This is a genomic window from Shewanella sp. 10N.286.52.E4 (assembly GCF_041468785.1).
In the GTDB taxonomy this organism is placed as follows: Bacteria; Pseudomonadota; Gammaproteobacteria; order Enterobacterales; family Shewanellaceae; genus Shewanella; species Shewanella electrodiphila.
The window spans coordinates 100,183-115,658 of the sequence record NZ_JBFRJJ010000023.1 but is presented as its reverse complement, the minus strand read 5'-3'; the positions used below and the strand labels follow the sequence as shown (position 1 = coordinate 115,658).

General features: G+C 40.6%; 16 protein-coding genes. 4 read left to right on the top strand and 12 right to left on the bottom strand.

Annotation, left to right across the window (positions count from 1 at the left end; genetic code table 11):
• The first annotated feature begins 227 nt into the window (after nucleotides 1-227).
• The 3 genes from AB4153_RS13985 (at nucleotide 228) to AB4153_RS13975 (ending at nucleotide 2,949) form a co-directional block, all read left to right on the top strand.
• Entirely contained in the window at nucleotides 228-656 is a 429-nt protein-coding gene (locus AB4153_RS13985; protein WP_102526180.1) for a DUF2057 family protein, read from the top strand.
• A gap of 473 nt (nucleotides 657-1,129) precedes the next feature.
• Entirely contained in the window at nucleotides 1,130-2,320 is a 1,191-nt protein-coding gene (locus tag AB4153_RS13980) for a class I SAM-dependent rRNA methyltransferase (RefSeq protein WP_102526270.1), read from the top strand.
• Nucleotides 2,321-2,547: 227 nt separating this feature from the next.
• Nucleotides 2,548-2,949: a PliI family lysozyme inhibitor of I-type lysozyme gene (locus tag AB4153_RS13975; RefSeq protein ID WP_303514312.1), complete on the top strand. Its 402-nt coding sequence runs from the start codon at nucleotides 2,548-2,550 to the stop codon at nucleotides 2,947-2,949.
• A gap of 55 nt (nucleotides 2,950-3,004) precedes the next feature.
• On the opposite strand, the gene AB4153_RS13970 is transcribed toward AB4153_RS13975, so the two are convergent.
• The 5 genes from AB4153_RS13970 to AB4153_RS13950 all read right to left on the bottom strand — a co-directional run bounded on the left by AB4153_RS13970 (nucleotide 3,005) and on the right by AB4153_RS13950 (nucleotide 8,114).
• Complete coding sequence (locus AB4153_RS13970; RefSeq protein WP_102526268.1) at nucleotides 3,005-3,349, bottom strand: hypothetical protein; 345 nt, start codon at nucleotides 3,347-3,349, stop codon at nucleotides 3,005-3,007.
• A gap of 227 nt (nucleotides 3,350-3,576) precedes the next feature.
• Entirely contained in the window at nucleotides 3,577-4,014 is a 438-nt protein-coding gene (locus AB4153_RS13965; RefSeq protein ID WP_229369629.1) for a CBS domain-containing protein, read from the bottom strand.
• A gap of 104 nt (nucleotides 4,015-4,118) precedes the next feature.
• Complete coding sequence (locus tag AB4153_RS13960; protein ID WP_371997864.1) at nucleotides 4,119-5,879, bottom strand: GNAT family N-acyltransferase; 1,761 nt, start codon at nucleotides 5,877-5,879, stop codon at nucleotides 4,119-4,121.
• A gap of 52 nt (nucleotides 5,880-5,931) precedes the next feature.
• Nucleotides 5,932-6,834, bottom strand: coding sequence for a UDP-2,3-diacylglucosamine diphosphatase (locus tag AB4153_RS13955; RefSeq protein WP_371997862.1), 903 nt, complete (start codon nucleotides 6,832-6,834; stop codon nucleotides 5,932-5,934).
• Between the two features lie 248 nt (nucleotides 6,835-7,082).
• Nucleotides 7,083-8,114: a Glu/Leu/Phe/Val dehydrogenase dimerization domain-containing protein gene (locus AB4153_RS13950; protein WP_248955770.1), complete on the bottom strand. Its 1,032-nt coding sequence runs from the start codon at nucleotides 8,112-8,114 to the stop codon at nucleotides 7,083-7,085.
• 263 nt (nucleotides 8,115-8,377) lie between these two features.
• Here AB4153_RS13950 and AB4153_RS13945 point away from each other — a divergent pair, with 263 nt between their 5' ends.
• Nucleotides 8,378-8,824, top strand: coding sequence for a DUF4826 family protein (locus tag AB4153_RS13945; protein WP_102526263.1), 447 nt, complete (start codon nucleotides 8,378-8,380; stop codon nucleotides 8,822-8,824).
• 128 nt (nucleotides 8,825-8,952) lie between these two features.
• Here the strand turns inward: AB4153_RS13945 and hisIE are convergent, their stop codons facing one another.
• The 7 genes from hisIE to hisD all read right to left on the bottom strand — a co-directional run bounded on the left by hisIE (nucleotide 8,953) and on the right by hisD (nucleotide 15,438).
• Nucleotides 8,953-9,582, bottom strand: a complete 630-nt coding sequence (gene hisIE, locus AB4153_RS13940; RefSeq protein WP_371997861.1) for a bifunctional phosphoribosyl-AMP cyclohydrolase/phosphoribosyl-ATP diphosphatase HisIE — start codon at nucleotides 9,580-9,582, stop codon at nucleotides 8,953-8,955.
• 65 nt (nucleotides 9,583-9,647) lie between these two features.
• Nucleotides 9,648-10,421 carry an imidazole glycerol phosphate synthase subunit HisF gene (hisF, locus tag AB4153_RS13935; protein WP_371997860.1) on the bottom strand — a complete coding sequence of 258 codons (774 nt, stop codon included), beginning with the start codon at nucleotides 10,419-10,421 and terminating at the stop codon, nucleotides 9,648-9,650.
• The gene (hisA, locus tag AB4153_RS13930; protein WP_371997859.1) at nucleotides 10,403-11,140 is read right to left on the bottom strand and encodes a 1-(5-phosphoribosyl)-5-[(5-phosphoribosylamino)methylideneamino]imidazole-4-carboxamide isomerase; all 738 of its coding nucleotides are present in this window, start codon (nucleotides 11,138-11,140) and stop codon (nucleotides 10,403-10,405) included. Before hisA ends, hisF begins: the two co-directional genes overlap by 19 nt.
• Nucleotides 11,137-11,820: an imidazole glycerol phosphate synthase subunit HisH gene (hisH, locus tag AB4153_RS13925; protein WP_371997858.1), complete on the bottom strand. Its 684-nt coding sequence runs from the start codon at nucleotides 11,818-11,820 to the stop codon at nucleotides 11,137-11,139. Before hisH ends, hisA begins: the two co-directional genes overlap by 4 nt.
• A 10-nt stretch (nucleotides 11,821-11,830) precedes the next feature.
• On the bottom strand, nucleotides 11,831-12,898 hold the full coding sequence (gene hisB / locus AB4153_RS13920) for a bifunctional histidinol-phosphatase/imidazoleglycerol-phosphate dehydratase HisB (RefSeq protein WP_371997856.1): 1,068 nt from the start codon (nucleotides 12,896-12,898) through the stop codon (nucleotides 11,831-11,833).
• A gap of 147 nt (nucleotides 12,899-13,045) precedes the next feature.
• The gene (gene hisC, locus AB4153_RS13915) at nucleotides 13,046-14,113 is read right to left on the bottom strand and encodes a histidinol-phosphate transaminase (protein WP_371997855.1); all 1,068 of its coding nucleotides are present in this window, start codon (nucleotides 14,111-14,113) and stop codon (nucleotides 13,046-13,048) included.
• A gap of 38 nt (nucleotides 14,114-14,151) precedes the next feature.
• A complete protein-coding gene (hisD, locus tag AB4153_RS13910; protein WP_371997867.1) occupies nucleotides 14,152-15,438 on the bottom strand; it encodes a histidinol dehydrogenase in 1,287 nt (428 codons plus the stop codon).
• Nucleotides 15,439-15,476 lie beyond the last annotated feature (38 nt).

Below are 15,476 nucleotides of genomic sequence, written 5' to 3'. Positions count from 1 at the left end.
GTTAAGATTCTGTGTATTAAATCAAAGAAAGTAAGTTGATTTTAAATATTGTCACAGTTAATTATTCTTTTTAGAAATAAAGTGGCTGATTTTAAATGATTATTTATTTTTAAATTAAAATAATTCAATTGTTTTTGAAATTTTTATTGTAAATCGAAGGTCTAATTATTCGTGTGGTATGAAATGAAGTGTTTTACGGCATACATGAAATTAAATTGGAGCTTAACATGAATACTAAACTTACATTATCGGCAGCACTCGGATTATTATTGACAAGTTTTGCTGCGCAATCTTCTAGCATAACCTTCCATGACGACCTTGATGTTGATAGTGTCAATGGTGTTGTGATTGAGTTTGAACGTGAAGTCGACTTAGGCACTGGCGAACAGTTAATCGAAGTTAGCTACAGCGACTTGTTCCAAGATAACGCTGATGACTCTGGGCATTGGGTTAAGTCACAGCCCTTGTACTTAAAGTTAGATGTGTCAGGGAATGAAAAATATCACCTAGAATTACCAGAATTATATTCAGCTGATGATGCTAAAGATTTTTTACAAAACCCAGTTTTATCATTAACGATAGATGGTCAACAGCATCAAGATATTACTTTATTAAGTCAGTCTCAATTATTTACACTGTTACTTTTAAACAAATAGCTTATGATTTTATTTACTATTCAATATAGATGATTTAAATAATTGTGTAGACTTATATTTATTATGCTGGCCTTGAACGTTTATTAGTGGTTTTTACAGCTTATTTATATTTTATTATTACTCCATGTTATTTTATATGAAATGGCACTTATTGTGATTAATATCATTGGGCAAACAATGTTCAAAGGTGTCGTTATAAAGGTGTCGTTATAAAGATTTCGTTATGAACGTGACATTTGAAAGGTGACATTTGAAAAGTGGATAGAAATAAGTAGTTCATCCTAAATAAAACGCCATTTAATATAAATTAATTGGCGTTTTTGTTTGCCGATAGACAAGATGTGCTCACAGGCGCTGTGGTTGCACTAAGTTCATTTGCTAATGAGGGAAAACCTCTATAATTGAGTGTTGTAACTTGCGTTCCCCTGTTAGGATCCTTATCATCGCGATCCCAAATTTAAAAAGGCAACATCATGGCAATCAGAATCAAGCTTAGACCCAAGCGTGAAAAATCACTCGAACGTAAACATCCTTGGGTATTTGCTAGTGGTATACATAACATTAAAGGTAAGCCGCAAGCAGGTGAAACGGTTGATGTTGTTGCGCATGATGGTCATTGGTTAGGCCGTGGTGCATGGTCGCCAGAATCGCAAATTCAAGTACGAGTTTGGACATTTGATAAAGAAGAGCAAATCGATAAAGACTTCTTTACTCGACGCATTCAGCGTGCACAAGCGGGTCGAGAAGCGCTTATTGCCGAACAAGGGCTAACGGGTTATCGACTGATTGCTGCAGAATCTGATGGACTGCCAGGCATCACCATCGATAAGTATGCCAATGTATTAGTGTGTCAATTATTAAGCACTGGTGCTGACTTCTGGCGTGATACCTTAGTTGAGGTCTTAGCTGAGTTATACCCTGATTGTGCTATTTATGAGCGCTCAGATGTGGACTCTCGTAAGAAAGAAGGGCTGAAGCCTGTCACTGGTTTGCTTCATGGCGAGTTGCCTGAAATGCCTGTAGTGATAGAAGAAAATGGTATCAAGATTTCAGTGGATGTGACTAAAGGCCATAAAACAGGTTTTTATTTAGATCAACGTGACAATCGTGCAATTGCAGCGCGTTTTGTTAAAGGCAAGTCGGTATTAAACTGTTTTTGTTATACAGGCACATTTGGCTTATACGCAGCTAAAGGCGGCGCGGCCAGCATCGAAAATGTCGATGTATCAAAATTAGCGTTAGAAACTGCCCGTTTAAACATGGAAATTAATGGGTTTAGTGATGAGCATGTTAATTACCATGAAGCTGATGTGTTCAAGCTATTACGACAGTATCGTGATGAAGGTAAAACATTTGATGTTATCGTTCTAGACCCACCTAAGTTTGCCGATAACAAGGCGCAGTTAAATGGCGCGTGCCGTGGTTATAAAGATATTAATATGATTGCAATGCAACTGCTTAACCCAGGTGGAACCTTACTGACATTCTCATGTTCAGGGTTAATGGCTGCCGATTTATTCCAAAAGGTTGTTGCTGATGCTGCGCTGGATGCTAAACGTGATGTACAGTTTATTGATCGTTTAAGCCAAGCTAGCGATCATCCCATTGGTAGTGCATTTCCAGAAGGGTTTTACCTTAAGGGCCTTGTTGCTCGGGTGTTCTAAGGTTTAAGCGGTTTCTTAATGAGTCGTGTTTTACTCATTAACGCGTTAAGGCTACCAATTGGTAGCCTTTTTTGTTTCTAGAGTTTCTAGAGTTTCTAGAGTTTCTAGAGTGTCGCCATTGTAGAAAATGTAAAATGATGCTGTTTTGGATAAAAATTCGCAAATTAACGCAGTTTGCATAATGATTATATTATTGGAATTAACAGCTGAGCGAGTAGGTAATGAAAATGAAGGCTTTAATGATAAAACTAGTGGTAGTAGCCAGTTTTTCAATGTTGATGACTAGCGTGCAAGCACACGAAACGTTTGAACTAACCACATCAAATGATGGTACGTATATTCAGTCGTTTAAGTTTAGTAATGGCCAAAGTTTAGTGATTGCAGAGGGGCGAATTGAACCTCGCTCAATTGGCTCGATTACCATTAAATTGTTTAAAGATTTATATGTAGGTGACTTTACCCAAGGGATTGTTATACCAAGAGATGGCACCATTCTTAACGTTGAAGTCATGGAGGATACTGATCAAGTACAAAAAGTGAAAATAACGACTGTGACTGCAGGCAGTGGTAATTATCAGTCTTCGCAATTGATTTGTGTCGAGAATAATAAGCTATTTGAATGTGAATAAAAACAGGCTGCAAGAGCAGCCTGTTATTTAAAACATATTAATTGAAGTCACTAAGTTAACTGATCCAATAAAGCCCTAGACTACTCATACATGCGAGCATCATTGTGGCTTCAAAAAACGTTTTGCTACTCAATAAGCTCTGCTTTCCTTGCTTCAAGCTTGCGATCAACTGATTTTGCTTATAAAGCCGACAGGTAAGTTGTTCTGTTTGAGGGTCAATAAGTAATTGTAATCGACAGGGTTTACCGCTTTTAAGCTCAATTTTATGGGTACTACGTTGTCCAAAATTAACCTTAGTCGACACGATTTTGTCATTAACTAAAACACGTTCTAATCCGATCCAGTCACTAGCCAGCAATTCAATCTTTTCCTGATTTAATTGATATTTGAAACTCGTCATAAACATCTCCTTGGCTTGTGAACCTACCTTAAGGTAAGCAGACAAATGTGACGTTTTCCAGCGAGAAAAATGAAGTTTTTTTGAATCGATCGGTATGTGTTTGTTGAGATTAAAGATTTTATTTTAATTATTTTTAATTGACAAAATTTACTTTTGAACTAGTAGATAAAGTATCTGGCTTTTGATAGTGATATTATATTTAACGTCTTAAAATCATAGGCTTAAGTTTAATTCTCAGCCTTATTGTTATCCACTTTTACCAAGCCGCAATAGTGTCCAAGCAAGTCTCGCCAGCTGACGATCCCAACTAACTCATCATCTTGTAGAACTGGGAAACAGGTAATGCCTTTACTGAGCATTAATTGCGATGCACTTTGGATATCTAATGACGGGGTAATAGTAATTGGCCCATGGGCCATCACCTGATGAACGCGTTTATTGAGGGTCTCAATGTCTCTGGTGAGCTCTGCTGCTGTGCCTAAATTAGGGCTGAGAGCATTGAGCAAATCAGTACGGGCTAAAATGCCTGAAATGGTTTTGTTTTCATCAAGCACCACTAAATGATGAAAAGGCACATTATCAAATATTTCTTTTGCTGTGCTAATGCGGTCATCCATTTCAATGGTGACCACTCTCGGGCTCATTATTTGCTCAATTGTGACCATGATGATCCTCCTTTTCAATTAATCTATTTATATCAGACAATTGTAAAGTGAACAAATCATCACAGCCTTTATTTGCGGTATTCAAACCATATAAAAAGTCGCTGCTAGTCGATATTTTTAGTCTTTGAGTGATAATCGATGTAGCGCTGACGTTTTTTAGGCTTAAGAGCATGAACATCCACCAAAACCAGTCCGTCAATACAATTGCCGAAGTCAGTATCAATACCAAAATCGAGAAACTTAACACCATCATCTTGGCAAAGTTCACCATATTGCTTATAAAGCGGAGGCACTGCAGCACCCATGTTCGCCAAGGTGTGCTTTAACACCTTAAAACAGCTTGAGTAATCATTATCCTGATATAAACCGTTCAGTTGGTGTAGACGTTCATCTGTGAACTGATAGGGGCTATTAGATTGTGCCAGTTCGTTTGGCATTGAAAAGTGTTGCTGGTAAAAATGCACCATCATTTCTTTGGCTTGCTCAGGTAATTGGTCGCTAATCGACACAGGGCCAAATAAATATCTAAATTGCGGGTTTTTAGCTAAATAAGCGCCAATCCCTAACCATAAATAATCAAGACTCCGTTTACCCCAATATTTAGGTTGTACAAAACTTCTACCTAGCTCAAGTCCGCTTTCAAAATATGGCGCAAACTCATCTGAATACTTAAATAATGACTGGCTATATAGCTTTTCTGGGCCTTGTTCTTCATGGACTTTCTTAGCACTGGCGAATCGGTATGAGCCGACAATTTCCAATGCATCTTTATCCCACAACACTAGGTGCTGATAGTAGGGATCGTATTGATCGTTATCGCGGCGATTACCGCTGCCTTCGCCGACCGCGCGAAAAGCGATTTCACGTAATCTGCCAATTTCACGCATGATTGGGCTGCAATGATGGTGCTGATATAAAAATATCTGTTTGTTGTCGTTAGTCTCACCCAGTAACTCACACTGCTGCAGCGCTTGTTGCAACTCACTTCTCGACTCAGGATGAGCGATTGCGTTTTGTGTAGCAAAAAGCGGGCTGCGGTTTTTACCAATCCGATAAAGATGATTCTTAAGCAACTGTACTTTGGTTTTACGGGAAAAGTCATTGCTGGTTATGGCTTCTTTGGGGATCAATTGCCCAATACGAACAGGCATAGTGCGCTTGGCTTGTTTAAACATCTCTTTGACCAGCATTAAGCTCGCAAGGGGTTTGTAAATCATCGATGCGCCGTAAAACGCTGCTGAGTTTTTAGCATCAACGAATATGGGTAACAAAGGTGCATTGCAGGTGTTAGCCATTTTTAAAAAGCCTGAATGCCACTTTAAGTCGGTCACGCCAGAAGGTCGTAACCGTGATACTTCTCCAGATGGAAAAATCAGAACTGCACCTTCACTTTTGAGATGAAGGTGAATATTTTCAAGATGTTGCCTTGGGGTTCCACCAGACATGTTATTAACAGGCAACAATAAGGAATGCATGGGCTCTAGCGCCATTAATAACTCGTTTGCTACCACTTTAATATCGGGTCTGACTTTACTAATGAGTTTTATTAATGCCAGTGCGTCGAGTGAACCGATAGGGTGGTTGGCGTAGATCACCACTCGACCTTCTATGGGAATGTTTTCGATTTCATTACTTGGCACTGAATAATTAAAGTCAAAACACTCCAGAACGTGCTCAACAAAATCAACGCCTTTTAAATATGAAAATTCAGCCGCTATTTCATTGCACTGCTTTTCATTAAGTAAGTAACGCAGCATGGCCTTAGTGGGCATCGCAAGCCATGGGGTTTGGTTCAGTTTGGGTAAGTTCTGCTGAACTACGTTCTCTACGGAAAAAATCATTTTGATGACCTTTGTTGTTATCAATGCGCTAAAAGCGGTTTTACTTAACTCACATTTAGTTCGCTAACAGTATTGGTTAAGCGACTTTCTGCTTAAATTCACTGCTTGGCTGCACGTTAAGTTGGAATTGTTTTATGACTTTGGTGGTGGATGCTTCGTCACTCCAACGTAATAGTTGTAATTGACCGCTGAAGGTTTCTGCTATTAAGGTGCAGTTTTCAACCCAGTCACCGTCGTTGGCGTAAACAATGTCATCGTGAAGTGACAATTCAGGTTGATGAATATGACCGCAAACAACCGCTTGTACCTGATGAGTTTTGGCATAACGTAAAACGGCATCTCGGTACATTTCTATCGCATGTTGTGCTTTGTTGACCCGCAGTTTGACGTAACTTGCTAGTGACCAGTATGGAAAGCCACAAGCGTGTCTGATTTGATGTAATTTACGGTTAAGGAACAGTAATACGTCGTATAAATGGTCCCCTAATTTGGCATACGCACGGCTAACACAAACTTCAGAGTCAAACTGGTCGCCATGAAGCATTAAGATTTTTTCGCCTGTGATGCATTCATGGATATATTCATTTGCCATGGTTATTCCCCACAAATGAAAGTCGGTATAAGACTTAAAGGCTTCATCGTGGTTACCTGGGATATATTTTATCTGAGTGCCATCTTTGGCCAGCTGGAGTAATTTTTGTAAGACGAGGTTATGGGTTTCTGGCCAGTAAACTTTCCGCTTCAGTGCCCAAATATCAATAACGTCGCCGACTAAGTAAATTTGCGCTGCTTTTGTTTGAGTCAGTAAATTCAGCAGAAATTCAGCCTTACAATCAACACTGCCTAAATGAATATCTGATAACCAAAGGGCATTGAACTGTTGTTTTATGTTTTCAGGAGGAAGCGATCGACCATTGGCAGTTATCGCTTCAGAGAATGGATTAAAGTTTGCTTTGTTATCAACATGACTTTGAGACATTGACGCTTCCCTGAATATGGATTTCAAGGCTAGCTTATGGGACGTTTTTGAATAACAGATGACGATAGTATGTCAAATCGGTGACAAACTTTATAAAACAACAGGTTGGCAATAGGTGATGAATTAAGCGTTTTAAATGATTTGCAGTGAATAGAAATCTGCTAACGCTATTATTATTAATAGACATAAAAAAGGGAGTCACTGTTTAGTGACTCCCTTTCATTTCTAACTGGTTTCGAATAACCAGATTATTTTGCTGCGTTAATGATGGCGCGAGCCATGTCATCTGCAACATCACCTGTTGTACGGTTATCTTTTTCAGCTTCATCAAAAATTTTGATTAAGGTGGTGTAGATTTCTTCTACTTTTGCGCTTGATTTAGCCGCATCATAATCACTTTCGAAAGAGACATTAATAATACCGCCAGCATTAATCACGTAATCTGGAGCGTATAAAATGCCTTTATCTTTCAGGATTTCACCATGACGAACTTCGGCTAGTTGGTTGTTCGCGCAACCAGCAACAATCGTTGCTTTCAACTGTGGGATAGTCGTGTCATTAATCGTAGCGCCAAGTGCACAAGGGGCATATACATCAACATCTTGGCTATAGATATCTTGTGGAGCAACGACTGTCGCACCAAATTCTGTCGCCACTTTATCTAAAGATGCTTGGTGAATATCGGTAACGATAAGTTCAGCGCCTTCTTCATGCAAATGCTTACATAAGTAGTAACCAACGTGACCCACGCCTTGAACTGAAATCTTAAGACCTTTAAGACTATCAATACCGCGTTGATGCTTAACGGCTGCTTTGATACCTAAGTAAGTTCCTAAAGCTGTGAAAGGAGAAGGATCGCCACTTTTACCTTCAAGACCTGCCATGTAAGGCGTTTCTTGATGTGCAATCATGATATCTGCAGTTGAAACACCCACATCTTCAGCTGAAAAGTACTTGCCGCCAAGTGTATGAATGCAACGGCCAAATGCACGGAATAGCGCTTCACGATCTGTTGTTTTAGGATCGGCAATAATCACTGACTTACCGCCACCCATAGTTAAACCTGCAAGGGCATTTTTGTATGTCATGCCGCGCGAGAGGCGTAATACATCGTTTACTGCTTCATCATCTGAATCGTAGTTCCACATACGACAACCACCTACGGCTGGGCCGAGGTTAGTGTTATGAATTGCAATGATTGCTTTTAAGCCACTTTCTTCATCGTGACAAAAAACGACTTGTTCGTGGTTATCAAACGATACATGATTAAATAAAGCCACTGGTGATCTCCGCTGTGCGATAAAATAGTCGTTAGAGTTATACGGGATAACGACTGCTTGTTATTATTTATTGCAGAACGATAGCATTTAGCGATACTCTCAACAAAGATAGATTCATATAATTTTGTGATCTACGTGGCAATTTAGCTTGCCACTTTACGTAAACGTAAACTTTTTATGCGTTTCGTTACATTTGTCACCTTTTTATAGGTGTTGATGTTATTTTTATGATGGCAAATATAACAATAAAATAGGAAGAAAGAATGACCGAATCAGTGGCTGAGCCTAAAGTAGAACAACCCGATCCAGAAGTGCAAAGACAACAATGGGTCCAAGCGCAATTTCAAAAAGCCAATCGTTTCCTTGCTGAGAAAGGGGTCATCCCGTCTAAAGTACTTGCTGATGAAAGCCGTTACCTTGTGCCTTACCTCGCTATTTGGAAAATGGAATCTAAGCAACCGACTAAACAAACGTTCTGGGTTATGTCTGGTGACTTACCTTCAGATTATGTCGACGTGAAAGTAGCGGGTACTGCACGTGAAGCAATTCGTCACTTTTCAATGATGTGGCAGTTAAAAGCTGAGAACCTGCATAAGTCAGGCGCGACACGTGATGAAACCCAACTAAAATTTGCTAATTTATTGGTATCTCGTGCAGAGAGCCTTTACAAAATGCAAAATGATGAAAAGTTGTGGGAAGGTCAAGCCTAGCTTTGACAACAAACTTTTGAGTTAACAAATGAATGTTAGCGAACAATAAAGGCACCTTAAGGTGCCTTTTTTATGTCTAACGGATTTATCTTCATATAGATGTATGCACCTATGAATGAATTAAAGCGTTATTTACTGTTCAAATGACGCTGCATTAAATTCTGGTTAACTTCAGCCATAGAAAGTTGCTGATCTTCTAACAAAACAATCAAGTGATACATCAAATCAGAGGCTTCATTAATCAACTCTTCTTTATCATGAGTTGCTGCAGCTAAGGCTGTTTCTAAGCCTTCTTCACCGACTTTTTGCGCAATTCGTTTAGTACCTCGTTCAAATAAAGAAGCGGTGTAACTTGAATCTGCACTTTGTCCTTTGCGAGAAATGATCACATTGGTTAAGTTATCGATAAACGAATGTGCGTTGCCGTCAGGCCAGCAACTTTCAGTGCCAGTGTGACAAGTTGGGCCATTTGGAATGACTTGTAGCAGCAAGCTGTCATTATCACAATCTTTATCAATAGCCACTAGATCTAACGTGTTCCCAGAGGTTTCACCTTTAGTCCATAAACGTTGTTTTGAACGACTATAAAAGGTGACTTTTCCTGTGGCTAAGGTATGTTCTAAAGCGGCCTTATCCATATAACCCAACATGAGCACCTTGCCAGTCAGGTGATTCTGAACAACGGCAGGGAGCATGTTATCTTGTTTATCCCAAGCCAGTTCTGAAGTGTCAAACTTTACTGTTGAAGATTGTGTCATTATTCTTTTCTCTTGTTAATTAGCACATCTGTCTTATTTAGTTGCGTTTAAATGACTATATTTAATTATAGACGTATCGCAATATTCTCATTGGCTAAGTATTTCTTTAACTCATTGATATCAATTATGCCTTTGTGAAATACGCTAGCGGCAAGTGCTGCATCAACATTGGCCTGTTCAAACACTTCTTTAAAGTGCGCCATGGTTCCTGCGCCGCCAGAAGCAATTAATGGCACATCACATATCGCTCTGACATTGCTGAGCTGTTTAATATCATAACCACCACGAACGCCATCTTGGTTCATCACATTGAGTACGATTTCACCGCAACCTCGCTTTTGCACTTCTTCAACCCAATCTTGGGTAAACCATTGCGTATCTTTGGTCGCAGCCTCGTCACCGGTAAATTGTTTGACCTTATAACTGTCTGACTCGGCGTCATAAAATGAATCAATGCCTATCACGATACATTGACGGCCGAACTCATCTTGTAAGCGAGAAATCAAGCTAGGATCGCTAAGTGCAGGGGAGTTAATTGAAATTTTATCCGCCCCATAAGCCAGCATTTTTCTTGCTTGTTCGATAGTTTTAATCCCGCCAGCAACACAAAATGGAATATCAATTTGTGCTGCAACACGGCTCACCCAAGATTTATCAATGACTCTGTCGTGGGCACTGGCAGTGATATCGTAAAATACTAATTCATCGGCGCCTTCGAGCGCGTATCTTGCGGCTAATGGCTCAATGTCACCAATGATTTCATGGTTACGAAACTGCACACCTTTAACAACTTGACCGTCACGGACATCAAGACAAGGGACTAAACGTTTGGCCAACATGCAATTGCCTCCGCAACAGTAAAGTTCTCAATTAATAAGGCTTTGCCAATAATGATACCGTTAGCTTTGCTGTTTCTTACCGCTGCAACATCATCAAGTGTGGCAATGCCACCAGATGCCTGCCAATTAATTTCTGGATATGCGCTTGCAAGCTCTTGATATAAATCAGTGTTTGCGCCTTGAAGGGTACCATCACGGCTAATATCGGTGACTAAAGCATGTTTCAGTCCAACTGTACTGAATTCGCTCACAAGGGATTCAAGTGACTTGCCGCCTCCAGTTTGCCAACCAGAAACGGCGACAACTTTTTCACCTTGCTCATTAATGTTCACATCTAATGCTAAACAAATCGCATCGCTACCGTATTTCACAAACCAGCTTTTAACCAGTTCAGGTTCTTTAACCGCAAGCGATCCGATAACGACACGCTTAACGCCAATATCGAGTAATTCTTTAACTTGCTGCTCACTGCGGATCCCACCACCGACTTGAATGTCAGTGTTAAGTCCTGCTGCTAATTCTGAAATCAGTTTTATTTGACGTTTTTCAGGATCTTTAGCACCGGTTAAGTCGACAATATGAAGTAAGTTAGCACCTTGAGCTTCATATGATTGCAGCTGTGCTAAAGGGCTTAAATCAAAGGTCGTTTTTTGTTGATAATCACCTTGGTATAAACGTACAACTTGGCCATCGATCAAATCAATTGCTGGAATAATCATGCTTGGCTCCCCATGTTCAGGAAATTCTGTAATATTTTTGAGCCGATAGCGGCACTTTTCTCTGGATGAAATTGCACCCCGAAGAAGTTATCTTTACCGATGGCAGCACTAAATGATTCACCGTATTGTGATGTGGCAATCGTGTATTCACTGATTGGTGCTTTAAAACTATGGACAAAGTACACATAGCTACCATCTTCAATACCATCAAAAAGAGGGTGGTCTGAGACTGAGATTTGATTCCACCCCATATGAGGTAATGGCAAACCTTGACTGTCTAAGTCATTTATTTGTGTAGGAATCAAGCCTAAGCACTCGATATCACTATCTGTGCGCCCACCATGTTCATTGGATTTCTCTGTTAGCATCTGCATGCCTAAACATACGCCCATAACAGGTTGAGTTAGGCTATTAATGATTGTGACTAAGTCACGGTTCACTAACGCATCCATCGCAGCACCTGCGGTACCAACACCTGGTAAAACTACACGTGCGGCAGATTTAATCACTTGATGATCGGCAGATACAATGACATTGGCTTGTAAACGCTCGAAGGCGAATCTTACAGAGCTTAAATTTGCACAGCCTGTATCAAGAATCACAGTCGTGTTTGCTTGATTCACAGCACTCACATTATTCACCCTACTTAAACCATTGTCTGTTGTCGTTGAGTTTGTCATTTGTACAACCTTAAAGAACACCTTTACTTGAAGGTAAAATATCACCCTCGACTTTAACCGCTTGACGCAGTGTTCTACCTAACACTTTAAACAAGGCTTCAACCTTGTGGTGATCGTTATCACCTTCAGTACTGATGTGCAGGGTACAACGAAGACCATCTGCGAATGAACGGAAAAAGTGTGGCACCATTTCAGTGGCCATTTCACCTACCATTTCTCGGTCAAATTGTGCATTGAACTTGATGAGTGGGCGACCAGAGATATCCATTAGACATTCACCGTTTGCTTCATCCATCGGCAAGCTAAAACCAAAGCGCGCAATGCCTCGTTTATCGCCTAATGCTTGACGTAGTGCATCACCAATAGCGAGTGCGGTATCTTCAACACTGTGGTGATCATCAATTTCTAAATCACCATCAACACTCACGTCCATTTTGAAATTACCGTGGGTTTGGATTTGATCAAGCATATGGTCAAAAAAGCCAATGCCAGTATCAATTTTGCCTTTGCTGGTATCGTCTAGGTTAATGTTAACTTTGATATCAGTTTCTTTGGTCGTACGTACCACTTCACTGATGCGTCCTTTATTTAGCAGGGCATCGGTAATGGCTAACCAATCTAAGCTTTCACGTTGATATTGAAAGCTGGCAATGCCCATTGCATTAGCCAGTTCAACATCGGTATGGCGATCGCCAATGACTGCTGAAGTGGTAAAATCGACTTTACCTTGGGTTAAGTACTCTTTAACTAAGCCAAGTTTAGGTTTACGGCAGCTGCAATTTACATGGTCAAAATGTGGACAAATGACTACGTCATCAAATTTAACCCCTTGGCTTTCGAATATTTGCATCATCATATTATGTGGTGCATCAAAGTCAGCTTGTGGGAAAGAGTCTGTGCCTAAACCATCTTGGTTTGAGACCATGACTAGACGAAAGCCCGCATTTTGTAATTTTAACAATGACGGAATTACTTGCGGTTCAAAGACAAGTTTTTCTAATTTATCTAATTGCTTATCAATTGCCGGTTCTTCGACTAATGTGCCATCTCTATCAATAAACAATATTTTCTGCTTCATGGGGCTTCCTTAAATTTTTTGTCATTCTGTATGGTTATCAGTGACGTTCTCACGAGGTTAAGCACTAAGGGGTACTGCTGTTTACTGCTGTATACAGCACTATCTTATGCCTTAATTAATGCCCTAACTCGGGTCCTGATAACGCTATTATTTGTTTTTACTAAAGATGGCAATGAGCCTATCGGTATCTGATTCTTGGCTGAAACTAAAACGAATTCGATTTTTTAAGCGTACATCTTTATATGCTCTTGCGACTATCCCAGCCTGTTGCAGCGATTGGCTGACTGCATCTGTGTTAGTAAATTCTGCTAACACAAAGTTACCATTAGCGGGGAGCACTTTGGCACCGTAAGCTTCAAGCGCTTGGCTTAAGCGTTTACCTTGCTCAGCTAATAGACTCACTTGCTGACGCATTAATGCAACTCCCTGGGCTGATAACGCTTTTTCTGCCACTTCAGATACAGGTAGTGGCACAGGGTAAGGGGCGATGACGCGCATGATTAAATCGATAATGTCAGTGTTTGCCATTAAAAATCCACAACGGGCACCTGCAAGTGCAAAGGCTTTAGATAGGGTTCTAAGCACCACAAGGTTTGGGTATTTCTCGATTAAATCTGCGACTGAATACTCAGCTGAAAATTCAATGTACGCTTCATCGATAACCACAATAGCATTAGGCATAGAGCCAATAGCCTGTTCAATATCTTGTTTGCTAATGATGGTACCCGTAGGGTTATTCGGATTACAAATAAAGACAACTTTGGCACCCGCAGTTTGCTCAGCAAAACCATTAGGTAGTTGATATTCATCAGTTAACGATAAATTAATAACATCAACATTCACGGTTTTGGCACTAATGGCATACATACCATAAGTGGGCCCGAAACAGGCAATACTGTCTTTTGCTGGGGTGCAAAAAGCTCGAATAAGAAGTTCAATGCCTTCATCTGCGCCACGAGTTGAAACAATTGACTTTGCTGCCACGCCCGAATATTCACTGTATGCTTTTATCAAACTTTCAGGCTGGCATTCAGGGTAACGATTAAGTTTATTGAGTTCACTATTATTAAAAGGTGATTCATTAGCATTAATCCATACATCACCACGACCACCAATACGCCTTGCGCTTTCATAAGGCGTAAGATCAAGTAACTCAGGTCTAGCGAGACTTTGTACGAGTGTCAATTCGCTGTTTTGCTTTATGGAATTAGCCATTATCTTCTTCTTTATTTAACCAGTGGTGATGTATGCGTTTATAACGAAGCCAGTCTAATGGCTACGGCATTTTTATGTGCATCAAGTAATTCGTTTTCAGCTAATACCATGACTGTTTCCCCTAAGCTTTGTAAGCCTTGTGGGGTGAGCTCTTGTACCGTGAAACGGCGCGAGAAATCAGCGAGCGATAAACTTGAAACACTGCGGCTGTAGCCATATGTCGGTAATACATGGTTTGTGCCACTGGCATAATCACCAACAGACTCAGGTGTATATGCCCCTAAAAACACACTACCGGCAGCACGTATACTGGCTAAAATGGCTCTTGGGTTTTCAGTCTGAATAATTAAATGTTCAGGGCCGTATAGGTTTGAAACCATCGCAGCTTCAGTCATGTCTTTCACTAAAATAGTGCGGCTACAACTTAAGGCTTCTGCTGCAATATCTTGGCGAGAAAGTTCAGCAAGCTGTTTTTCTAGTTCAACATTGACCGCATCGGCGATATTGGCTGATTCAGTTACTAACATCACTTGCGAGTCTGGGCCGTGCTCTGCCTGAGACAATAAATCGGCTGCGATAAATGCAGGGTTTGATTTATTATCTGCAATGACGAGTACTTCTGATGGCCCTGCTGGCATATCAATGGCGACACTGCAGCGACCATCTTGCGATACTAATCGTTTAGCTTCGGTAACAAAGCGGTTTCCTGGTCCGAAAATTTTATCGACTGCAGGAACTGATTCAGTACCAAAAGCCAGCGCGGCAATCGCTTGAGCACCGCCCACTTGATAGATCTCAGTAATACCACACACTTTAGCTGCGTAAACAATCGCATCATTGATGGGTGGTGGGCTCACTAACACTCTTTGCTCACAACCTGCAATTCTTGCGGGTAGTGCTAGCATCATGACGGTAGAAATCAACGGAGCACTGCCACCAGGAATATACAAACCCACTTTTTCAATCGCTTCAGAGCGAAGTTCGCAGCGAATACCCGGCTGAGTTTCCACATCAATAGCTTTGAAAGCCTGTGCTTGGTGAAATGTCTCGATATTGCTAACCGCATTTGCAACTGCTTGTTTAACGTCATCACTGACTCTTTCACAAGCTTGTTCAATCTCAAGTGCCGCTAAACCCAAAGATGAAACATTAATACCATCAAAACGTTGGCTATACTGCTTAAGTGCTTCATCTCCATCTGCAACGACGGTATTGATGATGTCACGTACAGACTGTTCAACACTGTTGTCACCAATCAAAGGCGAGCGAAGTAACGCTTGCTGCTGTGCTTGTTGGCTTAATTGATCCCAATTAAGTATTTGCATTGATTGTTTGATTTGCATTTACCGCTCCGCTACTGCTA

Bases quoted from the DNA above. Each gene is read 5' to 3' on its own strand.
- hisA (WP_371997859.1), bottom strand. From the start codon at position 11,140: ATGATTATTCCAGCAATTGATTTGATCGATGGCCAAGTTGTACGTTTA.
- hisF (WP_371997860.1), bottom strand. From the start codon at position 10,421: ATGTTGGCCAAACGTTTAGTCCCTTGTCTTGATGTCCGTGACGGTCAA.
- AB4153_RS13975 (WP_303514312.1), top strand. From the start codon at position 2,548: ATGAAGGCTTTAATGATAAAACTAGTGGTAGTAGCCAGTTTTTCAATG.
- AB4153_RS13970 (WP_102526268.1), bottom strand. From the start codon at position 3,349: ATGACGAGTTTCAAATATCAATTAAATCAGGAAAAGATTGAATTGCTG.
- AB4153_RS13955 (WP_371997862.1), bottom strand. From the start codon at position 6,834: ATGTCTCAAAGTCATGTTGATAACAAAGCAAACTTTAATCCATTCTCT.
- hisC (WP_371997855.1), bottom strand. From the start codon at position 14,113: ATGGCTAATTCCATAAAGCAAAACAGCGAATTGACACTCGTACAAAGT.
- hisH (WP_371997858.1), bottom strand. From the start codon at position 11,820: ATGACAAACTCAACGACAACAGACAATGGTTTAAGTAGGGTGAATAAT.
- hisD (WP_371997867.1), bottom strand. From the start codon at position 15,438: ATGCAAATACTTAATTGGGATCAATTAAGCCAACAAGCACAGCAGCAA.
- hisIE (WP_371997861.1), bottom strand. From the start codon at position 9,582: ATGACACAATCTTCAACAGTAAAGTTTGACACTTCAGAACTGGCTTGG.
- AB4153_RS13965 (WP_229369629.1), bottom strand. From the start codon at position 4,014: ATGGTCACAATTGAGCAAATAATGAGCCCGAGAGTGGTCACCATTGAA.
- AB4153_RS13945 (WP_102526263.1), top strand. From the start codon at position 8,378: ATGACCGAATCAGTGGCTGAGCCTAAAGTAGAACAACCCGATCCAGAA.
- AB4153_RS13980 (WP_102526270.1), top strand. From the start codon at position 1,130: ATGGCAATCAGAATCAAGCTTAGACCCAAGCGTGAAAAATCACTCGAA.
- AB4153_RS13985 (WP_102526180.1), top strand. From the start codon at position 228: ATGAATACTAAACTTACATTATCGGCAGCACTCGGATTATTATTGACA.
- hisB (WP_371997856.1), bottom strand. From the start codon at position 12,898: ATGAAGCAGAAAATATTGTTTATTGATAGAGATGGCACATTAGTCGAA.